The organism is Rhizobium sp. SG_E_25_P2, from assembly GCF_029892285.1.
Lineage (GTDB): Bacteria > Pseudomonadota > Alphaproteobacteria > Rhizobiales > Rhizobiaceae > Rhizobium_E.
Genome location: NZ_JARXVM010000005.1, coordinates 1 through 25,982, shown reverse-complemented (window position 1 = coordinate 25,982; position 25,982 = coordinate 1). Strand labels below are relative to the sequence as shown.

Annotated in this window: 23 protein-coding genes; 6 read left to right on the top strand and 17 right to left on the bottom strand. The window is 56.7% G+C overall.

The features are described 5' to 3' along the window. Positions 1-14: 14 nt before the first annotated feature. From M2360_RS08935 to rfbC, 14 genes are all read right to left on the bottom strand, one after another. Complete coding sequence (locus M2360_RS08935; RefSeq protein ID WP_280774562.1) at positions 15-716, bottom strand: ABC transporter ATP-binding protein; 702 nt, start codon at positions 714-716, stop codon at positions 15-17. Then, positions 716-1,447: an ABC transporter ATP-binding protein gene (locus M2360_RS08930; RefSeq protein WP_280774559.1), complete on the bottom strand. Its 732-nt coding sequence runs from the start codon at positions 1,445-1,447 to the stop codon at positions 716-718. Before M2360_RS08930 ends, M2360_RS08935 begins: the two co-directional genes overlap by 1 nt. Then, positions 1,435-2,394: a branched-chain amino acid ABC transporter permease gene (locus tag M2360_RS08925; protein ID WP_280774557.1), complete on the bottom strand. Its 960-nt coding sequence runs from the start codon at positions 2,392-2,394 to the stop codon at positions 1,435-1,437. Before M2360_RS08925 ends, M2360_RS08930 begins: the two co-directional genes overlap by 13 nt. Further along, positions 2,391-3,272, bottom strand: coding sequence for a branched-chain amino acid ABC transporter permease (locus M2360_RS08920; protein WP_280774555.1), 882 nt, complete (start codon positions 3,270-3,272; stop codon positions 2,391-2,393). Before M2360_RS08920 ends, M2360_RS08925 begins: the two co-directional genes overlap by 4 nt. A 109-nt stretch (positions 3,273-3,381) precedes the next feature. Then, entirely contained in the window at positions 3,382-4,668 is a 1,287-nt protein-coding gene (locus tag M2360_RS08915; protein WP_280774553.1) for an ABC transporter substrate-binding protein, read from the bottom strand. Between the two features lie 686 nt (positions 4,669-5,354). After that, complete coding sequence (locus M2360_RS08910) at positions 5,355-6,500, bottom strand: hypothetical protein (RefSeq protein WP_280774551.1); 1,146 nt, start codon at positions 6,498-6,500, stop codon at positions 5,355-5,357. A gap of 79 nt (positions 6,501-6,579) precedes the next feature. After that, positions 6,580-7,554, bottom strand: a complete 975-nt coding sequence (locus tag M2360_RS08905) for a GSCFA domain-containing protein (RefSeq protein WP_280774549.1) — start codon at positions 7,552-7,554, stop codon at positions 6,580-6,582. A gap of 508 nt (positions 7,555-8,062) precedes the next feature. Next, a complete protein-coding gene (locus M2360_RS08900) occupies positions 8,063-9,187 on the bottom strand; it encodes a polysaccharide pyruvyl transferase family protein (protein ID WP_280774548.1) in 1,125 nt (374 codons plus the stop codon). Positions 9,188-9,230: 43 nt separating this feature from the next. Beyond that, positions 9,231-10,526, bottom strand: a complete 1,296-nt coding sequence (locus M2360_RS08895) for a glycosyltransferase family 4 protein (RefSeq protein WP_280774547.1) — start codon at positions 10,524-10,526, stop codon at positions 9,231-9,233. A gap of 68 nt (positions 10,527-10,594) precedes the next feature. Next, positions 10,595-13,114: a glycosyltransferase gene (locus M2360_RS08890; protein ID WP_280774546.1), complete on the bottom strand. Its 2,520-nt coding sequence runs from the start codon at positions 13,112-13,114 to the stop codon at positions 10,595-10,597. A gap of 29 nt (positions 13,115-13,143) precedes the next feature. Then, positions 13,144-14,016, bottom strand: a complete 873-nt coding sequence (rfbA, locus tag M2360_RS08885; RefSeq protein WP_280774545.1) for a glucose-1-phosphate thymidylyltransferase RfbA — start codon at positions 14,014-14,016, stop codon at positions 13,144-13,146. A gap of 40 nt (positions 14,017-14,056) precedes the next feature. Then, on the bottom strand, positions 14,057-14,944 hold the full coding sequence (gene rfbD / locus M2360_RS08880; protein WP_280774544.1) for a dTDP-4-dehydrorhamnose reductase: 888 nt from the start codon (positions 14,942-14,944) through the stop codon (positions 14,057-14,059). After that, a complete protein-coding gene (rfbB, locus tag M2360_RS08875; RefSeq protein WP_280774542.1) occupies positions 14,941-15,999 on the bottom strand; it encodes a dTDP-glucose 4,6-dehydratase in 1,059 nt (352 codons plus the stop codon). Before rfbB ends, rfbD begins: the two co-directional genes overlap by 4 nt. A gap of 1 nt (position 16,000) precedes the next feature. Continuing rightward, a complete protein-coding gene (gene rfbC / locus M2360_RS08870; protein WP_280774919.1) occupies positions 16,001-16,579 on the bottom strand; it encodes a dTDP-4-dehydrorhamnose 3,5-epimerase in 579 nt (192 codons plus the stop codon). Between the two features lie 370 nt (positions 16,580-16,949). On the opposite strand from rfbC, the gene M2360_RS08865 reads away from it, so the two are divergent. The 4 genes from M2360_RS08865 to M2360_RS08850 all read left to right on the top strand — a co-directional run bounded on the left by M2360_RS08865 (position 16,950) and on the right by M2360_RS08850 (position 21,715). Then, entirely contained in the window at positions 16,950-17,519 is a 570-nt protein-coding gene (locus tag M2360_RS08865; protein WP_280774540.1) for a site-specific integrase, read from the top strand. 107 nt (positions 17,520-17,626) lie between these two features. Beyond that, positions 17,627-18,574: a hypothetical protein gene (locus M2360_RS08860; protein WP_280774538.1), complete on the top strand. Its 948-nt coding sequence runs from the start codon at positions 17,627-17,629 to the stop codon at positions 18,572-18,574. 89 nt (positions 18,575-18,663) lie between these two features. Next, a complete protein-coding gene (locus M2360_RS08855; RefSeq protein WP_280774536.1) occupies positions 18,664-20,367 on the top strand; it encodes a hypothetical protein in 1,704 nt (567 codons plus the stop codon). Between the two features lie 91 nt (positions 20,368-20,458). Further along, positions 20,459-21,715, top strand: a complete 1,257-nt coding sequence (locus M2360_RS08850; protein ID WP_280774534.1) for a hypothetical protein — start codon at positions 20,459-20,461, stop codon at positions 21,713-21,715. Between the two features lie 41 nt (positions 21,716-21,756). Here the strand turns inward: M2360_RS08850 and M2360_RS08845 are convergent, their stop codons facing one another. Continuing rightward, positions 21,757-22,080, bottom strand: coding sequence for a DUF6626 family protein (locus M2360_RS08845; protein WP_280774532.1), 324 nt, complete (start codon positions 22,078-22,080; stop codon positions 21,757-21,759). Positions 22,081-22,167: 87 nt separating this feature from the next. Between M2360_RS08845 and M2360_RS08840 the strand changes: the two genes are divergently transcribed. Further along, positions 22,168-23,481: a hypothetical protein gene (locus M2360_RS08840; RefSeq protein WP_280774531.1), complete on the top strand. Its 1,314-nt coding sequence runs from the start codon at positions 22,168-22,170 to the stop codon at positions 23,479-23,481. Here M2360_RS08840 and M2360_RS08835 read toward each other — a convergent pair. Next, positions 23,431-24,039 carry a DUF2958 domain-containing protein gene (locus M2360_RS08835; RefSeq protein ID WP_280774529.1) on the bottom strand — a complete coding sequence of 203 codons (609 nt, stop codon included), beginning with the start codon at positions 24,037-24,039 and terminating at the stop codon, positions 23,431-23,433. The genes M2360_RS08840 and M2360_RS08835 overlap by 51 nt on opposite strands. Positions 24,040-24,331: 292 nt before the next feature. Then, positions 24,332-25,444, bottom strand: coding sequence for a flagellin (locus M2360_RS08830; RefSeq protein ID WP_280774528.1), 1,113 nt, complete (start codon positions 25,442-25,444; stop codon positions 24,332-24,334). Between the two features lie 346 nt (positions 25,445-25,790). Here M2360_RS08830 and M2360_RS08825 point away from each other — a divergent pair. After that, a partial coding sequence (locus tag M2360_RS08825) for a recombinase family protein (protein ID WP_280774526.1) occupies positions 25,791-25,982 on the top strand: 192 nt, incomplete at its 3' end.

Genomic DNA, 25,982 nt, shown 5'->3' with positions numbered 1-25,982 from the left:
CCCTCCCCTCGCGCTCAATGGCCGATGCCGAGATATTTCTTGAGGATCGACGTGTCGGCGCGGACATCCTCAATGCCGAACTCCGCCTTGACCTCGCCGTGATCCATGAAGGCGATGCGGTCGGCCACCGGCAGCACCGCATCGATACGCTGCTCCACCAGCAGCACGCCGACACCCTCGCCGCGCAGCTTGAGCACGACATCGCGGATCTTGCCGATCATGCTCGGCATCAGGCCTTCGGTCGGTTCGTCGAGAATGATGATCTTCGGCTCGATACAGAGCGCCCTGGCGATGGCCAGCATGGTCTGCTCGCCGCCCGACAGCGTGCCGGACCGTTGATCCATGCGTTCGGTCAACACCGGAAAATAGGAAAGCGCGCGCTCGAACGCGGCCTGTCCGGTGTTGCGGGTCATCAGGCCGATTTCGAGGTTTTCCCGCACGGTCAGTTCGGCGAACAGCCGCCGGCCTTGCGGCACATAGCCGACGCCGCGCTTGGCGATCTGATGGGCCGGCAATTGCGCGAGATCGACGCCGTCAAGCTCCATGCCCATGACCTTGCGGTCCACCGCGCCCATGATGGCCTTCAGCGCCGTGGTCTTGCCAGCGCCGTTGCGTCCCAGCAGGCAAAGCACCTCGCCGGGTGAGACGGTGATGGTAAAGCCCCGCAACGCCTGGCTCTGCCCGTAAAATGCGTCCAGTCTATCGATCTTCAGCATCACGACCCCAGATAAGCGGCTTGGACTTCGGCATTGTCGCGGATCTCAGCGGGCGTTCCCTCCGCGAGCGTCTGACCGCGCGCAAGAACGGTGATGCGATCGGCGAGCGACATGACCACATGCATATTGTGCTCGATCAGCAACACGGTGGCGTCCCTGGCGATGCGGCGGACCAGAGTGAGAAAATTCTCGATCTCCAGGTCGGAAAGTCCCTGGGTCGGCTCATCGAGGATCAGCAATTTGGGCCTGAGGGCGACGCCCATGGCGATCTCCAGCAGGCGTTGATGGCCATAGGCGAGTTCGCCGGCGATCGTGTCCGCCCGGTCCGACAAGCCGACAGCGTCGAGCGCGGCGCGGGTTTCTCCCTCAAAATTCGGTTTCTGCCCGTGCACGCGCTTCAGCCGGCTCTGCACCGCCATGCGGACATTGTCGGCGGCGCTCATGGTCTTGTAGATGTTGGTGATCTGGAACGTATAGGCGATACCGCGTTCGACACGGCGATAGGCCGGCAGAGCGCTCACATCTTCACCGTCAAACAGGATCGTGCCTGATGTCGGCTGCGTGCGCCCCGACAACAGGCTGACAAAAGTGGTCTTGCCGGCGCCGTTGGGACCGATGATGGCGCGGATCTCGCCTGTATTCAGGCTGAAATCGACATGGTCGACCGCTTTCAGGCCGCCGAAATAGCGCTTGAGCCCACGGGCTTGCAGAAGCGGGATTACATCAGCCATGCGGCCCACCTTTCGCGGATCGTTCCGAGGAGACCTTTGGGGAACCAAAGCACCAACGCGATGAGCACAACGCCGATGACCAGGAGATAGGCGCTGGTCAATTCGCTGAGCTTGTCGATCATCGTTACCATCAACACGACGCCGACCAGCGGTCCGAGCAGAGTGCCCGCACCCCCGAGCAGCGTGAACAGCAGCGCCTCGATCGAATATTGAAACGAGGCGAAGGTCGAGCCGACATAGCCGAACAATAGCGCATAGGCGCCGCCGGCCGCCCCCGACAACAGGCCCGACAGCACGAACATTTCCAGCTTGGCGGCGAAGATGTTGAAGCCCAGCATCTCCGTGCGCTCTTCATTTTCACGCACGCCGACCGCCAGCCTTCCGCGCGCGCCCTTCAGATAGAGAAACAGGATGATAAGCGCAGCCGCCAGAAGCAGGAGGGCGATATTGTAGCGCGTCACGGCGTCGGCGAGATTGATCTCGAAACCGGCCAGTGTGAAGCGGCGTTGCGCGACCGGTATCGACAGGCCTTCCTGGCCATTGGTGTAGGCGGAGAAATAGAGGCTCGCCAGATAGAAGACCTGGGCGAACATCAGCGTCACGATCATGAAGGAGACCCGAGCGGTTCTGAGCGTGATCGCGCCGATGACCACGGCCAGCGCGGCGGAAGCGGCCAGCGCCGCCACGAAGGCCGCCGGCGCGCTCCAGCCGAGGTGATAGGAGGTGAGACCGGCGGCATAGAGACCACAGGCGAAGAACATCGCATGCCCCAGGCTGAGCAGCCCGACATAGCCGAACAAGGCGTTGAAACCGAGCGCGAAAACGCCCAGCACCATCATGCGGGTGGCGGTCAGGACATAGTAATCCGCCAACCTGAATTGCAGTAAAAACAGGCCGATAAGCGTGGCCGCCACGAGGGCGAGATTGTTGGCGAAGGCGCGGGTCATCGGGTCGCCTTTCCAAACAGGCCGTTGGGCCGAAAGACCAGCACCAGCGCCACCAGCAGCGTCGACACCATCTTGGCCAGCGTCGGCGAAAACATCATCGACATGATCCCGTCCGACAGGCCGATCAGCATGGCGGCGACGACGGCGCCGGACAGCGAGCCGAGCCCGCCGATAATCACCACGATGAAGGACAACAGCAAAGGATCGGCCCCCATCAGATAGTGGGCCTGCTGGATCGGCGCCACCAGCACACCCGCCAGAGCAGCCAGCATGGCGCCGAAGGCGAACACGAAGGCCGAGACCCGATCGACGGGAATGCCGAAAGCCTGCGCTGTCTCGCGGTCATATTGGGCGGCGCGCATGATCAAGCCGAGACGCGTCTTGCGCATCACCACCCAGATGCCCGCCATGATCGCCACAGCGGCGGCGATGACGAACAGCTTGTAGCCGGAATAACCGAACCAGGGCAGCCGGATCGTGAAATAGAATGGCGGCTCGACCGGGCGCGCATCCGGTCCATAAATGATCAGCACGCCCTGCTGGAGAATATAGAGAAGGCCGATTGTCGCGACGATCGTCGCCTCTGGATTGTAATCGAGCCGTTTGAGGATGAGGCGGTCGCTGGCGTAAGCGATCGCGCCGACCAGCAGCGGACTGACCAGCAGCGCGACGATGAAACCGAGGGCGGGATGGCCCGAGATCAGGCTCGCCGCAAACCAGGCGATGACGGCGCCGAGCATGACGAATTCGCCATGCGCGACATTGACGATGCGCATGACGCCGAACACCAGCGACAGGCCGGCGGCCATGATTGTCAGCACGGCCGCCTGGACGAGGCCTTCGAGCGTGGCGAGAAGAAAATAGGGGCCCATTCCCATGAAGGGACCTTTCGGACATGCGGCGACGCGCCCCGGCTAGCCAGCGCCGCCGCCGCGATTAAACATCCGCCCTCCGCCAGAGCGGAGGGCTTTGAACAGCACGGAGAGATCAGAGATCCATCTTGGTGTAGTCGACCGTCGTCTCGTAGCGGCCATCCTCGATGGAGGTGGTGTGGACCACCTTAAGCTTGCCGCCTTCGACCTTGGAGATAGATTGCTTGCCGAAGGCCTGATGGGTCTTGCCGTCGAAGATCTTGGCGCCCTGGGGCCGCTCCTTGCTCTCGGGCAAATCACTGATGGATTCCATCGCCACGACCAGGTCCTTCTTGCTGTCCGGACCCTTGTAATTGGCCATTTCCATCGCCTGCTTCATGGCGAACACCGTCTCCCAGCAGGAGAACATGTGCGAATAGGTGGAAATGTCCTTGGGATCCGACAGGCTCGCGCCATTGGCGTCGACGCCGACCTTCTCGCGGTAGAACTTGTCGAATTCACTCTGGTCGGCCTGGGCGTAGCGGGGCATGGCTTCCCAGAAATAGGTGCCATCGAGGAATTCGAGCTGCGGCGTGGCGAGATCGACCGCTTCGAGCGAATCGATGAAACCAAAAATCTGCGGCCGCTGGCTGCCGAGATAATCGCCCATTTCCTTGACGAAGGTCAGCACGGCGGGACCGACCATGACATGGTAGATGACGTCGGTCTCCGGCGGGATCTGCGGGAAATAGCGGGTGAAGGTGGTTTCGGTCGGCGGAACGGCGATCACAGAAATCACCTCGCCGCCTTGCGCCTTGATGGCGGCGGTGAAGAAGTCGCGATGGTTATGCCCGAAATTGTAATCGGGGATGAACATCGTCACCTTCTTGCCGAGCGTCGAGCTGACCCAGGGCGCCATGGCGTGCACTTGCGCATGCACATCGGTGATCCCCGGCTGGAACACATAGCGGTTGAGCGCGCCTGACGGCAGCAGGCTCGCTTCCGAACAAATGAAATAGGGCATCTTCAATTCGCCGGCGCGGGGCGCGGCGGCGGCGACCACATGCGAGAAGAGATGGCCGAACACGGCGTCGACCTTGTAATCGGTCGCGAATTTCTCGATCAGTTCGGTGCCGCGCTTGGGATCGGTGCCGTCATCCTCGACGATCAGCTCCACTTCGCGGCCATTGATGCCGCCGGTTTCATTGACCAGCTTGATCGCCGCCGCCGCCGTCCGCTCATACCAGCGCCCATAGGAGGCGCCGATGCCGGTACGGTGGATCGGCGCGCCAAACTTGATCTTGCCGTCGGCGGCGAACGCCGGCCGGAGCACCGCCGGACAGGCGAGCGCCAAAGCGCCTGCGCCCAACGTCTTCAACGCGCCGCGCCTGGTGACGGCGAATTTTTCGGATTGCCTTGTCATTCTGGTTCCCCTTGCTTCTGTTCTGATCACTCTCGGAAGCCTGCGCCGCCGGGCCTTTGCAGCCTCTTTGCGGTTTGAGCGTATGCGCTTGAATTACCGGGGAAGGATAACAAAGCTTAATTTGTTTGCAAGGGGATATTTTGGGCAATATCCCGAGCAACTGATTGTTTTATCTGTTTATTTTTCGAGGACAAACGTCCCGCAGCGACAGCGGGAGGCAAACAGGACCCAAACTGGAGCGTTGACGCTCATGACGTCGGTTTTTGAAACCCATGCGGGTTGAAACGGAGCATGCCGCTTATTTGTATGCAAACAATGTTGTCCGGAGCGGGCGGGATGTCAAGCGGGGGAGCGGAGTGCGGCATGGCATGGGACAGCGAGGAAGTAGGCAAGCGATTTTCGTTGAGACAGGTGAAGCGGAATTGAAAATCATACGCGGATTTTCAATTGAGTGAACCAGTGCATAAGCATTTGATTTTAAAAATGTCGTGTCCTGGTGCGCTAGAGTTGCGCTAGATTTATTCGTCGCACTGAAAGCGCATTCTGAATGGAGTTACGTATATCTTACACGCCTTTTTATTAAGGCGGCATTTTTCACCATTGCAAGGGCGGCGACAGAATTATTTTCACTTTATGGAAATTTGGAATCTCCAAGCCGAAGCGGAAAGACTGAGTGTCCATAAGCATCAGGGTGAGCGTACAATTCGAAGCTGAACGAACTGCAAATCACGTTTCATTGTGCCGCGTCCATGAAGTAAATGCTGTTTGGTGAAAAACATAACCGGCTGATCCCCATCTAAAGTATCGTAAATTCGCGATTTGCTGTTGGGATCCAACATAGAGGGATACATCAGGAAGTAGTCAGACTGTTGCTCCCGAGGTTTTGTCGGGGCCGCCATCGCAAGTCTTGGGGTGGACCATTCCACTAAGTTTTTTGATACAGAATAGTAGAAGCCCGTAGTCACCTTGCCATCGACATTAAGTCGCCCCGAAAAGGCGGCGATCCACATACCGCTTTTCTTGTCGAATATTACAGAGCGCACTTCTCCAACCAACTCCTTCGGCGCGACAATCGCACAGTCGAGAATGGCGCCTTTTTCAGCTGACTTGATCGAAAATTGCCTACCATCCCATCCAAGCCATTCGTGGGGCTTTGAAGGATCCGCGTTGCGCAAAAGGCAGTTGCCACTCTTTGTCCGACCTGCGGAGCCGCGCCACACGAATGTGAAATAGTGATCTCGCCACCTGAAAATATTACTCGTTGTAAAAACGCCATATCGCTCTTCTCGCCCCTCGGGAAAATCGTCACCCGCAGTAGCGACTGCTCGCTTAGCCTCCGGCTCCAAAGAAAAGTTCGTCCCGCCATCTAGGGAACGCGCCGCCAGAATGCGGTTCACCCAGCATCGCCCTGGCTTCCCATCTTTTTTGCAACCTTGGCCAAGCATCACGCTGGTCAGATCGTTGCTCACTAGCGCATAGACATTTTTGCCATCCGGCGTATACACGGCTTCAATCCAGAGCGCCCCCAAACCGGAATTGGCATAGGCGCTGCTACGCAACACAGATCTGCAGCGTGGTTGAACATTCAACAAGGTGTCGCCCTCCAACACCCAGTTCTCACGATGCGTCGCAAGCAGCAAAGTCTTGCCATCGTAACGGCGAAACGCCCTGGCCGGACTGTCAGGAATGAATTCCGCTTCGCACCTGTCCACCTCCCAAGAGTAAAGCGTCTTGATCTCGCCGACGGCTTCCACCCGGACATCCGCCAGCACATATGAACAACTAAGGCAGATAAAGATCAGAAACAGCGCCCGCACAGCCCGCATCGCCATTTCAGTCTCCTGGTTTCTACTTACCGGCGCGGTTTCGCACCCAATCAGAATTTGCGATGTTGTGCGGTGTGCCGTGCATTTACTCGATATATGACTCAACAAACAGCTTCATTATGGCTGCTACGACATCGCGGTTCACATGCACACCGTCCTCAATATATGCTAGATCGCGGCGCATGTGAGTAACGAATTCGTAAGACGGAAAATAGTCCACAAAATCGTATTTCGATGCGATCCAGTTCGCCGCACTGACAAGCGTGCTCTTCGAATATGTGTTGGCAGAGATGACATCCGCCCCCCCAAAAGTTGCGTGCAAAGGGACAGGCGATGTCGTGAAGACAATCTTAGCCCTATCATTTGTCTGGGCTTGGATTATTGAAACGATGTTCTCAAGCATGTCCATCACTTGAGGCGCGGCTAAATTATGAAAGTTGTAACGAGCACCTGCCTTTACGGTTGCCATTGTCGCTGCGGGCGATCGATTGACGTAGATATGATCATGCGTATCCAACCACGCTTCGGTGAATCCAAGCGTAACTACAACAACGTCCGCGCTTGAAAGCTGCGCGTATGTCGACACAAGAATACCCCGCGCAATGTCAAATTCCTCGCGGGTTAACGGGCGGAACCCGGAAAGCAGCATATCGTACCAATCGTCACCGACCTGGAGCGCGGCGATCTCCATTGGGTTTGGTCGAGATCCCAAAGACAGCAGATCTCGCATTGACGCAGGCGTATAGACGTTCAGCGCTCCGTTATAGGCTTCAGATTTGGCCAGGGCATAATATGTGGCTGGGAATAAAGCACTTAATGTTAAAGAAGTAATGTTTAGCGCCTGCAGCGCACTTTCTACTTCCCTTGCAAAGCAAGAGCCAATAGTAAAAAAATTCGCATCTTTTGAGATTTTGAATTTAGGATTTATCTTTAAATCCGGGAAATGACCACTGATCCGCTCAAACCCAGAGCCGCCCTTACCGGTGGATGACCATATACGTTGCTTGTTTGTAGATGCAGTTTTTTGCGCCACACCAAACTCTACTTGATCCCCAATCATAAGGCCCTCTCTGATGAGATTAGAGTACTCCACCGGTCAAAGCATGTGAAACCATAGTTTTGACCAGGTTTGTCATTCATGTCGTCACACTCTCTACAGTCTATCTAAAGCACGGCTCTAGCAACCGTTCCTCTCGTACTGAATGGGCTTTTCGAGCGATATCACCTTTCCTTCAAACGAGCGGCTCTTGAAGCAAGAGTTAAGCGATAGCAGTACTGCAGAAGTATGACCGACACCATCAAATATACTCAGCGGACCGCAATATCTGAACGACCTCCGTCTCGCGTCAAAAACAACTACGAGCTCAGTTTATGCCGCCTAAGCAAGCAAAGCCACCAAGACAGTAAGCAAACCGCTCCACCACAACCACAACGGGCGCGTAGCAAAAAGCGACCTCTGCCCTCGAATTCTAAAGCAACACCAACCCAAATAGCAACCTACTTTAAGCTACCTCGCGACCTCAACTTACCAAAGTAAAAATAATTACTATTTTACCCCAGTTGAAAACTTAAAGTTTTACACGCCTTGTAGTCTCTATTCCAGCTGACGTAAGAAGATTGAAATATATGGATTTTAGAGCTTTACGCTTTGATACGTAATATTCTTCATCCCAAACAAATGTGTCTTTCAAGCTGCTGGCAGTAATATTCTTAACATCTTGCTCAAGAACGACCGGTATACCCATTGTTTGGCACATCTCATATACACGGCTATCGTGCGCGATACATCCAGCGGGCGTCCCAGCTTGGATAGCAAGCATTGCACCGTGAAACCGAGTTCCCACCGCAAAATCACATTGGCTCAGATCGTCCATCCAGTGACGAATATCCGTATATGCTCGGGCATACCGACGGCACCAAACCTTAAAGGCATCAGTCGGGAGATGTGGCGCAACATATTTGCGATGCATTTCCATCGCAGTGTCGCTGAGCTTATCAAATTCACCGCGCCCCAAACGTATCATATCGATAGCGTGTTGTACGATATAGAGCCCGCCTGAACTAGTTACGATGTCAGCCAAATCTCTTTCTAATTTGTCTAGCTTTGGAACAAAAGGAATACCTGCAGTGACAGCGACCTTTTGAATTTCCTCGTTGTACTTTTTCGATATTTTTCGAATGAAATTTTCATCTGGTGCAATGAAGTTTGACGGGCATCCCATCACGACTGCGCTATCACCAAAACCAAGCTTTTCCAACTGGAGCCGAGTATATTCGCCTCTAACTCCAAGATTTGGTCCACCGGTCGGAGACAGTGACGCCATGGTCTTAACCCAACGCAAAGTCCCCTCAGACAAACTAATGTCTTGAGACTGGCTGGCAGCTTGCGCGCCCAGACCGATGCCGATTACCGGCAATTGGGCGGCTTCAAGCCTATCTGCAAGAGCGCCAAGATCTGTGTGGCTCCCTAGCTGATTTGCCAACGGCATTACGATTATGTCACCCGCTTCTCGCAATTGTTCAGGGGATGCGCCTAAATGCATTACTTTGCATGGTGATCCAATGTGTTGAATTACGGCGAACTGAAAGGCCATGTTTCCAGTATTGCCACCCGTCAAATCAAATATTTGATCAGCCGACAGAGTCCATGGATCCGGCAAATATGGACTTAAAGTTAAAACGATTACTCGCACTGGATTCCCCCGTCGTCTTTGATTGTAACGTTCTTCATGTTGCCTATCTTTCGGCAGAGATCAAGTTGTATATTTCTCCCGTCTGGAACGCCGTTTCGGAAATTGTAGGTGGCGTGCTAATCGTGGACCTGAGAGAGTCAAGTCTGTTCCTATTTTCCGCCAACTCCTTGAGCAAATTCGCCAAAGCCAACCCGCTCCCTGCCTGAAAATGAAAGCCGTCCAGCCCAGGCCTGACCTTTTCCTTCATGCCGCCGATATCTGAGCAGATTACCGGACGGCCGCGCGCCAGGGCTTCCTGGATCACCAGTGGTGAATTCTCCCACCAGATCGACGGCACGAGCACAGCGTCGACGGTCGCCATGAGTTGCGACACCCGACTGTTGTCATAGGGGCCGAAATAATTGATGTTGCCAGGCGCGTCCTTGATCCTCGCCAGGAACTCCGCCTGGAGATCCGGCGGCTGAGAACTGTAGTCACCGTGGATATCGATGCGGATGGAGGTATCTTCGTCGTTGGCCAGGATTTCGGCGGCGTCCAGAATGACGTTCACGCCTTTCAGCTTGGAGATCTGACCGAAGAAGCCAACGCGCAGCACGCCTGACGCCGATGCGGGCTCGTCATCGCGTCGAGGTTCAATATGCGGACTGCCATTCTCGATGACCGACATCTTCTCCCTGTCGACGCCCCATTCGATATAACGTTCGGCCAGGAAATGACTGGGCGAGATGAAGTGATCCACTTCACCGAAATAGCGCATCAGATAGGCTTTGCGCAGGAAAAAATCCTGCGGCGAATGTTCGGGAAAACATTTGGCGCATTCCCGGGCGCCGCTCTTGTTGCACAGCATGAAGTTGCCCCGCTTCACCATCTGTCCAAAATGGTTGCAGATCGCCAGGAACTCATGCAGCGTCAGAATGACCTTGGCCTTGGGACAGACATCCTTGACCAGCTTGAACATCTCGACGCCGAAATTGGTGTAGTGATGAAAGTGGACGATGTCGGGATTTATATCGGCCAGGAGCTCGCGGGCGTGCTCGAAGAACATCGCGTCGGTGTTGCCGTGAAGGAAGTGATTGAACGCACCGCCTGCATAGACATAGCTGCGATCATCAAAGGGCTGTGCAAAGACCACGCCATCCTTGCGTTCAATCTTGTTTGGGGCCGCCGATAGAAACCAGCCGTCGACATCGCCCGTGTCGAGCAACTGATTATAAAGTTGGAACGCGGCGATCTCCGCGCCGCCGTTGGACAGGCGCGGATCCATGTGGCTCACCATCAACACCTTGAGCGGGGTCCGGGACTTCGCCTGTGGCTGCGCGTTCTTCTGGTTTTTCTTCATGACGACGAATCCGTCCGGTTCCGCAGATGATGTCACAGTTGCCCGAGCCTTGTTTTGCATAAGCGCCATCATACGATCTGGAAGACGGTTTCGACCGGCTGGCGGTCGGTGAGATTTTGATCCCAGCGCTCAGCGAAAGTCCAGGCGTTGAGAAGCGTCAGGTTCAGGCGCCCCCGATTGACAGCCTTGGACTGTGATTGACGCTCGAGATGATACAGGACAGTGCCGAAATCCACGGCGCACTCAAAGCCCATAGCCTTGATTTTCATGCACAGATCCGCGTCCTCAAAGTCGCCGATGATATAATCTTCGTCAAATCCGCCAACGGTCTCGGCTAGCGATCGCTCCATGACCATGCACGCGCCGGTGACCGCCGGAACAATCTCAACTTCAGAACTTGCCGGAGGTCGCCGCCCCTTGGACGGGTGGAAAGGAAACAGCAAGTTGCCAAACTGCCTGTTTCGTTCGAAGTCCATACCAATGTGCTGGATGCTTTCGTCGTCGAACAAAAGCATGGAACTGATAATGCCGATATCTGGCCTGTCTCTCAGGGTTGACAGCAGGCGCGTTATCCAGTTTCCGGTCTTCGGGATGACATCAGAGTTCAGAAAAACCAGATATTTCCCCTTGGCCACACGCATGCCAGCATTGCTGGCGCCCGCGAAGCCTAGATTTTGCTCGGGGATAACCAAGCGAATTGGCACGCCATATTTTATATAGCTCATCTTCACGAGTTCGAGACACTCTTCTTTACGCTCGGGTTGGTCGAGAACGTAAATTATCTCGTCTTCGGCGTGTTCATCCTTGTCAAACAATGCGGTTTGATACGTCAAGAAATCCAGCCGGCCATAGAGTGGAATAACGATCGACGCGCGCGGATTGGACGGCGGAGCGCCGGCCACAGCTTCCCAACAGGAAGGCTTTTCCGGCAGTCTCGCTCTGTTGATCGCCCGCGCTGGCGTCGCCAGCACATCTTGCAGGGCTGGAATGAACACATCGGCTGAGAGCACAACGTCATTGAGCATTCTGGTAATGGCGGCTATGCCGGCGCGTTTCGCGGGCGGCAGCGCCCGGTATCCTATGCGCCCGTTGGCCAATCGAAGCTCAAGATAGGCTTTGTTCGCCGTGAGGTCTTTCAATGCAGCGAATGTGGTGAAGCCCCATCGCGAATGCGTCAAACCCATAGCGCTGCCGAATGCCTGACCAATGTCTGGCCGATCCGTGGTGATCCAATGATCCAAAAGATTCGGGGAGGAGAACTCATCTGACCTGACGCGGAGTCCAACAACCTGTTTGTTCGGATCCAGAAGCCATCCGATGATGACCGCGCCTTCCCCGGGGGCAATGAAGGTTTCGTCTATTCCGATCTGAACCTCTGGCCCCAACTGGCTAATTGTGTCGGATCCGTCGAAAATCGAGTTTTCGATCAAGGACTTAAAAAACTCGGGCGCGGCCGATAATGCGTTCTGGCATCGGATACGGGCCTCAGTAACGGCTGTTTTTTCGTCGATTTTATGCGCCGCGTCCGATGAGCGCAGGATGCATTTGTTCCCAGCGTCGACGCAAATACTGGAAAGCGCACCATCTGCGCGGCCCGCCGGGAAATACAAGATAAAGCCAGATCCGAAGGACTTTACATCTTCTCTGTCAAAGAAACATATCTCGGCCAGAGACTTTATATGCGTTCCACTGAAATCGACGGTGACATTTGGACTATCGGCGTCGGCTTGGCTCTCATTACGGATCCATCCCCCCACGATCCATCCCTGGAGCGACGGACAATAGCTCCAGAAATCGATATAGCCGATTTCTTTTGCGGACTCAGCTGAGTATGTCTGAAGACTTGTTTCCGCGGACTCTGCAATATTTAGGTTAACGTCTAAATTGACTGGAACACGGCGTATCTCAGCATTGAGAACTTCACTTACATCTACAGAGGCTGATGCCAACTCAGACGCGCCATACATCAATCTTAAAACCACTGAATCGGAATTGGATGGTCCGATTTGCGATTTAATGCTATCAAAATACGGTTCAAGCGAAATCTGGAAACCCAAACGCTTTCCCGCCCTGGCGGCAGAAAAGGGAAGTTCGTAACGAAAACAATTGATGTCCACAGGTATAACGACATCGCCGCATGTTAGGTTCAACGTTTTAAGGCGAACCGGATCATGCCACATGCCCGGGGCGTAAATCCATCCTGCAACATAGCTGAACGTACTTGGATCAAAACCACCTGTAGGTTCGAAATCGACGACACTTAGCCCGGATAGATCAAAATCCCTCTCTCCGTGACCTTCAAATTCAATTTCTATCGTCTCGCCCCTGAGATCGCGGCTTGTGATGGGGTGATCCGATTTGAAGCCGTAGTAGTTAAGGTCCGATTCACTGGGTAAATCTGGGCGCGGGAAAAGTCCCTCTATTCGGAATTTCTTCCGCCCAATCTTCATTGTTACAGCGTCGCTTTGTGTTAGCGGCCTTGAAGTTGAAATCCACCCGTCGAGGACAATAAAATTCTGTGACTTTTCGATGGCTTCAATGCAGGCATCGAAGGTAAGAAATTCACCAACTTCCGTGTCTTCTAGCATTTTCAGCTCCCCTTAATTCGAAAACGATATTAGGAGTGCGTTCCGACAATATTCATCAAATACTTGCCATAATCGCTCTTGCCATACCGCGCCGCCTGCTTCTCGAACGTCTCCTTGGACACAAAGCCCTGCAGCAGCGCCACTTCTTCCGGGCAGGCGATCTTGAAGCCCTGGCGCTTCTCGAGCGTGCGCACAAATTCGCCGGCTTCGATCAGGCTGTCCGGCGTGCCGGTGTCGAGCCAGGCGTAGCCGCGGCCCATGATCGACACTTTCAGCTTGCCCTGTTCGAGATAGATGCGGTTGACGTCCGTGATCTCATATTCGCCGCGCGCGGAGGGTTTCAGATTGGCGGCGATGTCGATGACGGAGGAATCGTAGAAATAGAGGCCGGTGACCGCCCAGTTCGATTTCGGCGCCGCCGGCTTTTCTTCGATCGAGACAGCCTTCATCTTGTCGTCGAACTCCACCACGCCGTAGCGGTCGGGATCGGCGACGTGATAGGCGAAGACGGTGCCGCCGGTGAGATTGGCGCGAGCGTCGGCCATCAGTTTTGGCAGGCCGTGGCCGAAGAAGATGTTGTCGCCGAGGATCAGGCAGGAGGGGGACGAGCCGACGAAATCGGCGCCGAGCACGAAAGCCTGGGCGAGGCCATCGGGCTTTTCCTGGATGACATAGCTCAGCGAAATGCCCCATTGCGAGCCGTCGCCCAGCAATTTCTGGAAATGCGGCATGTCATGCGGGGTCGAGATGATCAGGATCTCGCGGATGCCCGCCAGCATCAGCGTGGTCAGCGGATAATAGATCATCGGCTTGTCATAGACCGGGATCAGCTGCTTGCTGAGCGCCAATGTCATCGGATGCAAACGCGTGCCGCTGCCGCCCGCCAGAATAATGCCCTTCATCGTCTTCCCCTCTTATGCGTCGGACGCTGTCGCGCCCCGATCAACCCAGTAACGTCGCGACCACTTTGGCGGTCGATTGCCGCCATGGCGGCAGCACAATGCCATAGATCTGTTGCAGTTTTTCGCCCGACAGCCTGGAATTGGCCGGGCGCTTCACCGGCGATGGATATTGATCCGAGGTGATCGCCGTCACCGTCACCGGCTTGCGGCCGAACGCTTCGGCGCAGGCGAAAATCTCGCGCGCGAAATCGGCCCAGTTCGCCTCGCCAGACCCGGTGAGATGGAAGACGCCGCGATACTTATTATCATCGCTTTCGACCATTTTCTGCGCCGCGAGGATCATGGCGCGGGCAATGTCTTCGGCCGAAGTCGGGCAGCCGAACTGATCGCCGACGACGGACAGCGCATCGCGCGTTTCGCCAAGCCGCAACATGGTCTTCAAGAAATTGGCGCCATAGGGCGAATAGACCCAGGCGGTGCGGAAAATCGCATGGTCATCCGTCGCCGCCGCCACCTGGCGCTCGCCTTCAAGCTTTGAGGCGCCATAGACCGAGGTCGGGCCGGTCGGATCACTTTCCAGATAGTGCTCGGCCTTCGAGCCATCGAAGACATAGTCGGTGGAGAGATGCAGCACAGGCACGCCCAGCGCCCTGGCCGCCTCAGCCACCGCGCCGGCGCCGGCGCCGTTGATGGCGAAAGCCGCGTCCTTCTCGGTCTCTGCCTTGTCAACAGCCGTATAGGCGGCGGCAGAGACGATCGCGTCGGGCCGCGCCGCCTCAAGTGCCGGCAGGATGGACGCGGGGTCTAGAAGATCCACGTCAGGGCGGCCCACGGCGATGATCTCGACGCCCATCTCCGGGCCGAGCGCAATCATCGAGCGGGCGACCTGGCCCTCCTTGCCTGTCACGGCGATGCGAAGCGGGCTCACGCTTTTTTCTCCAGCGTGCCCAAACGTTCGCCGGAATAGACGCCGTCGCGCAAGGGCCGCCACCACCATTCATTGTCGAGATACCAGGCGACCGTCTTTTCAATGCCGGTATCGAAATTTTCCAGCGCCTTCCAGCCGAGCTCGGTTTCCAGTCGCGTCGCATCGATCGCGTAGCGCGCATCGTGACCGGGCCGGTCGGTGACATATTTGATCAGCGCTTCATGCGGCTCAGCCTTGGGCCGCATCTTATCCATGAGCGCACAGATGCGCTTGACCACGTCGATATTGCGGCGCTCATTGCGTCCGCCGACATTGTATTTCTCGCCGAGCCGGCCTTTCGAGGCGATCAGATGCAGAGCGCGGGCGTGATCTTCAACATAGAGCCAATCGCGGATGTTGACGCCCTGGCCATAGACCGGCAGCGGCTTGCCATCGAGCGCATTGAGAATAATCAGCGGGATCAGCTTTTCAGGGAAATGATAGGGGCCATAATTGTTCGAGCAGTTCGACACCACGACCGGCAGGGCATAGGTGCGATGCCAGGCGATAGCCAGATGGTCGCTGGCGGCCTTGGAGGCCGAATAGGGCGAAGACGGATCGTAGGGCGTCGTCTCATGGAAAAGCCCCTCGTCGCCCAGCGAACCATAGACTTCATCGGTGGAGACATGCAGGAAGCGGAACGCGTCCTTCTCATCGCCATCAAGCCCGCCCCAGTAACGGCGTGCGGCTTCCAGCAGCATAAACGTGCCCATCACATTGGTCTGGACGAATTCCGCCGCACCGGTGATGGAGCGATCGACATGGCTTTCGGCCGCCAAGTGCATGACGCGGTCGGGCTTGAAGGATCCAAAGGCCTCATTCATCGCCTGGCCGTCGCAGATATCGGCCTTCAGGAAGTGATAGTTGGGCGCGTTTTCGATGACCTTCAGCGAGGCCTCATTGCCGGCATAGGTGAGCTTGTCGACATTGAGCACTTCGGCGCCGACGTCGCGCACGAGATGGCGGACTAGGGCTGACCCGATGAAACCGGCGCCGCCGGTGACCAGAATACGCATTTCAGACAGTCTCCCCGGAGGCGGCATAATGGAATGAAGGTGGAAGATCGGCCAGCTTCGGCTGGACCTTGTCCTTGTCAGACAACACGGCCGCGCTCATGTCGAACGGCCATTCGATGCCGATATCGGCATCGTCCCAAAGCAGGCCGCGATCGTCCTTGGCGCTATAGGGCGCTGTCACTTTGTAGTGGAGGATCGTATCGGGAACCAAGGTCGCAAAGCCATGGGCGAAACCAACGGGAATCCAGAGCTGCGCCCCGTTATCGGCGGAAAGCTCAGCACCCACCCATTGCCCATAGGTCGGCGACCCCAGGCGGATATCCACGGCAACATCGAAAATCGAACCCTGTATGCAACGCACCAGCTTTCCCTGGCCGAAGGGCTCCAGCTGGAAATGCAGGCCACGCACGGTGCCCGGCGTTGCGGAAAGGGATTGATTGTCCTGCACGAAGCTTACATCGGCAACGTTTTCACGAAACCAGGAATCCTTGAACACTTCCGAGAAGTATCCACGATTGTCACCGAAACGGGCAGGCGTGATTTTAACAACATCGGGGATAGCTAGACGTTCAAACTGCATCGACAATCTCCAGACTACACTATCAATATTCAGGATTTCCCATTCTTCGCAAGTGCGAAATTGATGTTGCTCGTCTGAACTTTGTGGTTGGTTAACTCGGAAATCCCGCAGCCGAGGTTTAGCAGGCCAACTTTCATTGTTATCGTCGGCATTAAATCCAACCGCGACGCCGACCACATTTTTGCAGCTTGTCGCGCTCCAATCAGTCAATTCAAAACCTCAAAAAATGTGCATTTTGTTAGGTAGTGCTCCGATCCTAAGTTACCGCATTGATCATGCTGAACAATTTTTCTCGTCAAATTCCAGTCGCTCTTTGAGCCAGTCGGAAACACAATAAAAGCCGTGGAAACCAGACTTTTTGTGAGGGATTTTGAAACAGGCGAGAGTTTTAACGGACCAGGAATTCAAACGGCTGCTGGCGGTCGTAGCGCAGGGCAAGCATGCGGGCAGGAACCGGCTCGCGCTGATGCTGTCGCACTTCGCCGGCCTACGCGTAGGTGAGATTGCCGCTCTGGCTGTCCAGGACGTTCTCGATAGCGATGGCAAGGTGCGGGAGCAAATCCGGCTACGGGCCGAGATCACAAAGGGCGGTGATGCCCGGGTCGTGTTTGTCGGCGAGAAACTGCGCCGTGAGATAGAAAGACACCGGGCGGAATGGCCTCAGGAACGACCGGCGGCCGCGCCGCTTTTATTGACCCAGAAGCAAACCGCATTCTCCGCCAACACTTTGTGCCAGCTCATGGCCCAACTCTACGGCCAAGCCGGTCTTGATGGGGCTAGCTCGCACAGCGGTCGCCGATGGTTCATCACGCGCCTCGCCCACTCCGGTGTGAGCCCGAAGGTTATCATGACGCTGGCCGGTCATAAGAACCTGACGACGACGCAGCGCTATATCGATGTCCGCGACGAAATGATGAAGGCGGCGGTAGAGCTTTTGTAGGCCAAACCGCTCGCATGATTGAAGGGATGTGCGCCGCGATAATCTTTTAAAAAGAAACTGCGAGCATCATCCACGCGGTTTAAGGTTAGTCCGGAAGGGTCTGGAAGATGGGCACGCCACGAAGCAGGGTAACAGGCCTATCCCCTTATAATGTGCATGGTTCCGTTCTGGACCGGGCGTCCTATCGGAACGTTGTCGACAAAAGAGACCGATTTCAGAACGACGCGGTAAACCCCAATTCCGATAGCGCGGTGGAGTTCTTGGAGCGGCTGGAGGTCCTTCACGAAATAGCTGGCTTCATGGCGGCACGGCCAGGTGTCACGCGTCCAGGGCTCCCCGCACGATACACCTACAATCGAGCCGATCCGGCGACCGTGCTGTCGCTTGTGTATTTCCAAATTACACGGGGCGATTTAACGCCTGGGGCTGGCCCACAGCCAGTGTCGCAGATTCTTGAAGACATGAATGGCATTCAAGAGGACGGCATGCTCCCTGACGAGCGGCGGGTCATCGCACTCCTAGAAGATTACCTCGAAGAGAAGCTCCCGCGTAGGGTGGAAGAAGAAACGCTTAGGTTCAACCGAAGCCTGCAGCACACTGAACGCTTTCGACTGGCCGATGGCTTCCACTCTTCTGCCCGCTATAACTCTACATCTAAGAAGGCTGCGGCCTCGACCTTTCTCAAGCGACAGACAGTTTGGCGAGGTCAGCTGTCGTTTAATGCCTGCCAAGCGCTCGCCATTTTCGAAGCTGATTTAGCCAGGCTTACCTCCATCGATCTGTCGCGGCTTGAGACGAAGTTCCATGTTTCGCGACTTCCCTCCCATGACCACCTCACGATGGTTGGCTCGCGAACGTCGCGGATCGCCATCAGCATGGCGGCCTCAATTCCGCGGAAACAGTCAAGTCCGATCTCTCAGCTCGATCCGGTGCTCGCCGCTTTAGTCGCCCGAAAATACCACGCTTACCTGACTGCACAAAAACTAGCCATTTCAACTCGCGGAAGATATCCGCCTAAAGATCTGATTTTTCATCACTATTTTTCGCTGGTCTAATTCTCAGTTGCCGAGCTATTCGGTGAGCTTAAGGCCCTCCGACCGTGTCTAATCCTGGCATCGTTAGCCAACCAAAACAGGAGACAGACATGGCTGATACGTTTGAAGAGCGTCACAACGAAGCCTATGCAGCCGATGCCGTGGTGGCATCGGACACAACCATCGCAGCAGCGAAGGTCGGCGCAGGTAGCGAAACAGAGGTGGTCAAGGAGGTGGCGGCGGAGTTTGAAGCCGTCGCCCCGACCGGCGGCTGGCCGGCATGGTCCGAAAAGCGACACCAGCTCGGTCAGCAAAGTCAGCACGAATACGAAGGGTCGCGGCAGACGCAAAAGAACGCGGTAGGCCACCTCGTGATTGAGATCGCCTGCGGCCCATCCAGGGATTGGAAGGGCGACGCATACGCCCATCGGATAGATGTGCCGAAGAGCCGGCACGCGCAGATGCCAGCGGTCGTGGTCACCTTTGGCGGCACCACCTCGACTGAGACAGCCAAAAAGGCGCTGTCCGCGTTCCTTGACCGGATGGCAGCGGCTGTCGGTTGGCTGGTCACCCAGGTCAAGAAGCGCCCGACGGATTTTCCGGCGAGCGAGCTTGGCGTCGAAGCGGTTCTGAAGCTCATCGACGACAATGGCGGCTTCTCCGAAATCGCGAAACTACAACGCATCGCGTTGAAGGAGATTGCGGTCGGCGGTCGGCGTCCGGCGAAGATCAAGCTCGATCCTGCGGCTCAAAAGAAGAGCCACGTCGATCGGGCGCTCGATCTGCTCGTCAAGCACGCGCCAAGCCCCGGCGCGACGATGAAACTGGGATTCGTCTATGATGACGGCGCGAGCAGGTCGGTGGGCGCGGTCATCGAGCCGAATGACGACGTGATCGAGCGCGCGCTGCTTGACCTTAAGGTCGTCGATCCGCTCGTCGATCAGCTGGGCGAACTTCTTCAAGCCGGCGAGATGGTGGCTGAAGAATCGTCCACCGCGCTGGTCAATCCGCTGGATGATCCGGAAGACCCTGAAGAGGGCTACCGGAAGGCGTTTCGCCATTTCGTGTTCGAGGATGACAAGCCGGTCGTGATTGCGCCGATCCTTGTAAGCTCGTCCGTGATTGTGCGGGCGGCACCGATCGAGCCGATGTTCGGCCGTCCGCTCGGGAAGCCCTGCCATTTCCGGACACGCGAGCGTCGGATCATGGAGACCAACATCGCCGAACCGGCACGCCGTGGCGCGTTCTCTGCTTATGTCGAAGACGCCGGCGATACCCTTGGGGTCTTCCGCATCGTCGTGACGACGGAGGTTGCCGCCGAGAAGACGGACAACGGCCGCAATGTCGGCGTTCTCGTCGAGCCGCTTCGATCGGCGCAGGATAATCTACCGCTGGCAATCGACCTCGACCGCTTTAACGTCCAGATCGAAGGCAACGTCAGCCACGACCTCTGGAAGCGTCGTCACAAGGACTACGTGGCGAAGTCGCACAAGGAGGACGACACCAAAACGGTTCAGAAGCACAGCTTCACCACGACCGAGTGGACGATCCGATCGGCCAAGAAAAACGATCGCTGCGATTTCCAGGGATCGGGGGCGGCGACCGATGTCGAAGTCTTTCCGGCGGACTTCAAGCGGGTCAGTGAGGTCATCACTTCGCTGCCGGTCATCGGCGAGATAACTGTGAAGGCCGCCCGCCACATCGGTCTGGTCATTGCGTTCTCCACCGAGCACTTCGCTTACGAGGTCTACATCCCCGCCCGAACCACGGCAGGCGACCGGACGGCGGCGCTCTTGCTCCCCTACTCGGTCTGAGCCGATCCGGCCCAATCCCCAAGGCGGGGGTGTTGCCCCCCGCCTTTTCAGTTTCAGCGAACAATCTTTTAAAAAGAAGGGACGGCCGCCAATGGCTATCGATCTCAGCATCCATTCGGACGCTCATGCTCTCTATCTCCCGGCGATCAACGAGAGCTTCGCACGCTATCCCCTGACGCCGTCGGCGAATGTGTCACGAGCACTGCCCGGCAATATCAGGGTATCCGATCTAAATTACCTATCGCCGAAGAGCCGGTTGTTTCATTACCATGCCGGCCTGCATAGCGCGGCCTTCGGCGCTTACGAAAACGCGCCGACCATCATCACGCAGCGGGACCGCGAGAAAACGATCATAGTTGGGGATAGCGGCGGCTTCACGGAAATCAACGGAGGGCTCCGGGAGCCCCTTGCGGCGTTCCGACCCAAGTCTCTTGCGTGGCAGGAGAAGCATTGCGATGTTGGCATCATCTTGGATGTCCCGACCCGCGCGCTTGACGTGAAAGGCAGCCCCTACACGACCCTCCAGCAATGCTTGGACGTGACCCTCGACAGCATGCGGTTCGCAATCGAGAACCGCTCGAATGCCGAGATGCGCCTGCTCACCGTTATGCAAGGCAGGAGCGGCAGGGAGGCGAAGGCATGGAACGCGGCGGTTGCCCCGCTTCAAAACGATTTTGAGGGTATCGCGCTTGCCGGTGCTACGAAGCTGAACTTTGCGGCCTGGGCTGGCATTCTGGTGGAGATGAGAGACCAAGGCCTTCTCGACAAGTTGCGATGGATCCACGTTCTGGGGACCGCCCAGCCCGGCGTCGGCGTCATGTTGACGGGGCTACAGCGAGCTCTGAGAAAGCACCTCCATTCGGAAATCAGGGTCAGCTACGATAGCTCCCTAGCATTCCGGATCGTGCAGGTGAACAAGCAGATCACCACGGGCATCAACTATGACCGTAAAGACATGCGGTTTTCACGCTACTGCTTCCCGGACCATTGGTCGGCGTTGGACCGATCAGCGCGCTTTCCTTTTTCCAGTCCTCTCGGCGACCTCACGACTATCGGCGACTTCAATCCAGCCAACGCAAATAGCGCGACGGGGTGGGACACGCTCGGGATGCAGATGCTCTCGAACCATGAGGTATTCAAGGAAGTCGCGGCTCTACAAGAGGTGAACCGGCTGGCGGAAGCAGAGGCGGCATCCACTATGGGCGAAACGCCCTGGCCCATTCGGCAAGCCTGGAACGGCTTCGACGCAGTTTTCTCGTCGGAGAGGCCAATGACAGAGCTAGTGCGATACAAGGACTTCCTGAACCACTACGCGGTTGCTGCGGCCATGGAAGATGACGACCGATAGACGGGCTTGCCTCGCCATAGCAGGGGACTTTAGGGGCGCTATCAGCGCCCCTCACTACCGGCCACAGGGGCCAACGCATGGCTGCTGTGCCGGCGAACCGCGAGAAGCTCCCTGCGCTCGCAATGGCGGTCGAGCGCCAGCTTGAGATCCAGCATCGCATGCCCGCTGTTGGGCCGGAGCGACGGCGCAATTCGCCCAAGCCTGTTGGCTAACCCCAGAAGCGCTCCAACACTGGGCTGGCGGCCAGTCGCTACGAGTTGCGAGTAATAGCGCGGGCTGCGGCCGAGCCACACGGTCGAGAACTGCACCTGCGAGCTTGCCAGTCCGAGTGAGCGCATCGCTTGGTAGATTTCAGAAACATTCATTGGGCACCTCCACCCCTATTTATGTGCTCCGCCGGTCCATCCGCCCAAGGTACTAAATATATAGCTTTGATAACACTGGAGATTTTGATGAAGACGCCGATCAAACAGCTTCGCGCAAATATGATGACTAAGCGGGGTAGCGGGTTTACGCGCCGCGATAAAAAGTCGATCGAATATCTGACGGACGCACATAACGAACAGCGCCGCGTGGTGATGGATGCGCTGCCCGCAAAGCATTTGCTGCGCGATCAAATGACGGAATGCGGCAAGCGCGACGACTGGAACAACCTCATTTATTGCCGAGTGCCGCTTTGTCCGAGATGCCATATGCGGGAGCGCACCGTGCAATCGGCGATCGCCATCAAGAGGGAATTCGTCGGCGCGGTGAACGAGGAAATGTCTTTCGCCACGATCCTCCTGCCCGTGCAGCTGGATTTCAGCGGCATGACCGAGCTGTTCGAAATAGAAAAGCGCCGCCTGCGAACACTCATCGATCGACGCCGCAAGAAGGATTCTCGCTGGGACGATTTCCAGCTCATGGGGTGGTGGGAGATCGATAGAATGAGTCACGGCGACTACGAGACTGCGGGTCGGAACACGCGTCTGGCGCTTGATGACCTAGATTTCCCCATTGCCGCCGCTCCCGACAAGACAATCTGGCGGCCACACCTGCATGCGATCGTTCGCCTGGGCAGATTGACTGCTGACGAGGTCACCCAAGCGCTGCGCAAGGAAACCCATACGGGTAGCTATCAAGTCGACCTTCAGCGGTTCCGCACCAACCGCGATTTCGCCGAGAATCTCAAGAACGTGATCCGGTACTCGCTGAAATTCCGCATCGAACGCGACTACAAGCGCGTGGATGCTCAGGACTTCATCGAAGCGGAAAACGCAGAGGACAAGGCCCGCCCACGCGCCTGGTGGCCTGCAGCGGATATAGCCGCCTATGTGGATTGGCTATGCCCGACAGGAAGATCCGGCTTTCAGTCGCTTCGCGTCATCATTGGCAGCAAGGAGGCCGATGAGGCCGATTGCTCTGATGCGGCAGTACAAGTAGAAAACGATGGGAACGGTCTGACACCGGGTGCAGCGATTATCGACCGTGTTCGGAATCGACATAAGGAGAAAGACAAACCGTTGAAGGCTCATGGGATTTCGTGTCTGTCTATCTCTTCGGACTTGAAGATGATCGAGATGACTGGGATGGAGCTGGTGCTCGTTGATGATCATGATGTTCATGGATCATGCATGTATAATAAATCTATACATGATGCTAACTGGACTGGGGAGATGCCCACGGACACCACGTCGGTTAAATCTGCGCCATCGACCTCTGCACCCAATTCTCGATCAGTTGGCGGAGTTGTCGCGGTCCAGCAAAATGCTGATCGGCGCGGCTGAATTGAATGCCTCATCGCGCACCAGCTTGATCCCGAGCAGCGGATGAAGCCGCATAATGTCGGAGATCCAGAGCGGCTGAAACACCGGACCACCATCGGTGAGATTGTGTAGGACATGGACGGCATGACCGTGACAACGGCTACGGAACAGCAGCAGTTCCGCATGGCCGTTCGGATCAAACAACCGCGCAACCGGCTTAACCTCGCCGTCATGCGCAGCGTTCCAGGCGAGACGGGCACAGACTTCCTTGGGGAACATCGCCTTCAGCCGCCCCCATTCGTCCATCTCCAACGCGTGGATCGAGCGCCCCTCTTTTAGAGCGAACGTCACCCGAACACGCCAAAGCGACGTTGTCCGGTACATTCGATTGTGAACAATGCCGACCTCTTCGAAGCGCATCCACATAGGCCGAGCATTCGGCGGCTTGATCTCGCTGAGTGGTGTTGTGCCGATCACCAGCCGGGATGTAGCCAACGCGGCGAGGTCACTATCGAGGACAGAGACGGCGGCTTTCGTATTGGCGTCGCTATCACCTTTGCCGTTGCTGCCCTCGTCCATGCGCCTCTGATCCGATTGTATCGGCTCAACAAAAATCCTTTTTGATGGAAGAGCGAGCACAGACACGGCAGCAGGGTTAATCTGGGCGACCCGCATATTTACCCGGCGGCGTTGCTCGCTGCCCCTGCCCTTACATGCGCCACAAATGCCCTACGGCGCTCGTGCAATGCGGTCATGGGGCGCGCTGCTGCAACGATGCGCGCAGAGAGGGCCGCGTGTGTACGGGGCTCTCCCCCTGAAGCTGCCGCCGCCATAAGATGGAATATTTCCATCTTATGGCCATCGCCCTGGGTCACCCGAACAGACGCAGGATATTCTCCGCATTACTGTTGGCAATGGTGAGCGCCTGGTTTGCCAACTGCTGCTGCGTTTCAAGCGCGCGAAACCGGGTGGACGCTTCGTTCATGTCGGTATCGATGAGACGGCCGACGCCTCTGTCGATGGCATCCATCTTGCCGACGACAGTCTCGCCATGCGCTTGGACCGCTTTTTGCAGACTGCCGAGCGTGCTCATCCGGTCGATCAGCCCTTGCAGCCTTTCGTCGATCTGCGGAATGAGATAGTCCCAAGCCGCCTGGCGGTCTGCGCCGTAGCGTTGGGCATACATTTCGACTGTTCTGATCATGTCGTTGGATTTCGTAATCGGTGCGGTGCTGCCACCTTCCCACGACACCGAATATTGGCTGAAACTGGCGAGCCCCGTTGCGTGCGTATCGCCGTCAGCGCCGGTTACGGTGAGGCTATAGGATGGATCGAACAAGCCATCATCCTCGGGGTCCATGTTAGAAAATGTCGCGGCGTCCATAAAGCTTTCGTTGACGAGCAGCGTATCTTTCAACGCGAGGTCGGAGGTTAAAACCCTGCCATCGGCGTATCCCGTCACGAAAGAATTGACGACTTCGCTTGCCCGAACCGGACTGTTGTCGCCCAGATAGATTAGGTTCACACCGGCAAATGACGAGCTTTGCAGGATGGTCCTGATCTGCAGCATGTGCTGATCGACCTCATGGGCAATCTTCGCCTGCTGCGACCGGTTATAGCCGGGGTCGAGTTGGTCCACCTGATCAACGGCCGACCAGGGAAACGCAATCTTCGGCGTAGGCATTTGCGAGGCCGCGATCATCAGGTTTCGGACTGTGGAGAATTCCTTCTGAATGGCGTCCATGCCGGTATAGGCGGTCGCCAGGACAGCCGATGTGAATTCGATGGCGTCGGACACGGCAGACAGATCGGCCCGCTCCGATTTCATCGTCGTTGCAATCGACCAGTAGGCGGCGTTGTCGGAGGCCGTGGATACCCGCAAACCCGAGGATATCTGGCCTTGGGCCTTTTCCATGCCGCCGCTGATCGAGCGCAACGTTTGTAGCGCGGAGATCGCGCCGCTGTTGGTGTGGATGCTGGTCATGGCCGGCGCTCGCAAGGGCAATTTTCCGCTCGCAGCAAGCCCGCACAGGGTCATGTTATATGCGTTTGCGCAAGCCGCCGGTTAACGCAGTTTTAACACCCGGCCCGCATGCTGGGATCAGCTTCGCACAATTGCAGATTTCCGGTGCGAAACGCAGTCATGCCAGTGACTTGAGGGTATTTATGTTTGCTTTCCAACGGCCGCTCACGGCCTTTTCTACAGGAGCCGCCTGCGCTCTTGTCCTGTTAGCTGGAACAGCACACTAATATAGCGCGATACGCTTTGCCCTGGCTCCCGTCCTTCCTCGCCGCTGCCCAAGGCCGGCGTGGGCTGACAGGGAGATGACATGACCCAAGACCATCCCCGGCCTGGGACGCGGGCCTATTCCTACGTTCGTATGAGCACCCACAAACAGCTATCCGGCGACAGCCTGCGCCGACAGCTGGAAAAATCCCGGTCCTTCGCCAAAGAGCACGGCCTGCGTCTTGATGAAGGCCTCAGCGATATCGGCGTCAGCGCATGGAAGGGCAAGAATGCG

Excerpts from the sequence above, each read along its gene's own strand:
- M2360_RS08840 (WP_280774531.1), top strand. The coding sequence starts at position 22,168 with ATGAAGACGCCGATCAAACAGCTTCGCGCAAATATGATGACTAAGCGG.
- M2360_RS08930 (WP_280774559.1), bottom strand. The coding sequence starts at position 1,447 with ATGGCTGATGTAATCCCGCTTCTGCAAGCCCGTGGGCTCAAGCGCTAT.
- M2360_RS08905 (WP_280774549.1), bottom strand. The coding sequence starts at position 7,554 with ATGATTGGGGATCAAGTAGAGTTTGGTGTGGCGCAAAAAACTGCATCT.
- M2360_RS08910 (WP_280774551.1), bottom strand. The coding sequence starts at position 6,500 with ATGGCGATGCGGGCTGTGCGGGCGCTGTTTCTGATCTTTATCTGCCTT.
- M2360_RS08915 (WP_280774553.1), bottom strand. The coding sequence starts at position 4,668 with ATGACAAGGCAATCCGAAAAATTCGCCGTCACCAGGCGCGGCGCGTTG.
- M2360_RS08860 (WP_280774538.1), top strand. The coding sequence starts at position 17,627 with ATGGGCACGCCACGAAGCAGGGTAACAGGCCTATCCCCTTATAATGTG.
- M2360_RS08850 (WP_280774534.1), top strand. The coding sequence starts at position 20,459 with ATGGCTATCGATCTCAGCATCCATTCGGACGCTCATGCTCTCTATCTC.
- M2360_RS08925 (WP_280774557.1), bottom strand. The coding sequence starts at position 2,394 with ATGACCCGCGCCTTCGCCAACAATCTCGCCCTCGTGGCGGCCACGCTT.
- M2360_RS08855 (WP_280774536.1), top strand. The coding sequence starts at position 18,664 with ATGGCTGATACGTTTGAAGAGCGTCACAACGAAGCCTATGCAGCCGAT.
- M2360_RS08935 (WP_280774562.1), bottom strand. The coding sequence starts at position 716 with ATGCTGAAGATCGATAGACTGGACGCATTTTACGGGCAGAGCCAGGCG.
- M2360_RS08890 (WP_280774546.1), bottom strand. The coding sequence starts at position 13,114 with ATGCTAGAAGACACGGAAGTTGGTGAATTTCTTACCTTCGATGCCTGC.
- M2360_RS08845 (WP_280774532.1), bottom strand. The coding sequence starts at position 22,080 with ATGAATGTTTCTGAAATCTACCAAGCGATGCGCTCACTCGGACTGGCA.
- M2360_RS08920 (WP_280774555.1), bottom strand. The coding sequence starts at position 3,272 with ATGGGAATGGGCCCCTATTTTCTTCTCGCCACGCTCGAAGGCCTCGTC.
- rfbC (WP_280774919.1), bottom strand. The coding sequence starts at position 16,579 with ATGCAGTTTGAACGTCTAGCTATCCCCGATGTTGTTAAAATCACGCCT.
- rfbB (WP_280774542.1), bottom strand. The coding sequence starts at position 15,999 with ATGCGTATTCTGGTCACCGGCGGCGCCGGTTTCATCGGGTCAGCCCTA.
- M2360_RS08830 (WP_280774528.1), bottom strand. The coding sequence starts at position 25,444 with ATGACCAGCATCCACACCAACAGCGGCGCGATCTCCGCGCTACAAACG.
- M2360_RS08835 (WP_280774529.1), bottom strand. The coding sequence starts at position 24,039 with ATGGACGAGGGCAGCAACGGCAAAGGTGATAGCGACGCCAATACGAAA.
- M2360_RS08895 (WP_280774547.1), bottom strand. The coding sequence starts at position 10,526 with ATGAAGAAAAACCAGAAGAACGCGCAGCCACAGGCGAAGTCCCGGACC.
- rfbA (WP_280774545.1), bottom strand. The coding sequence starts at position 14,016 with ATGAAGGGCATTATTCTGGCGGGCGGCAGCGGCACGCGTTTGCATCCG.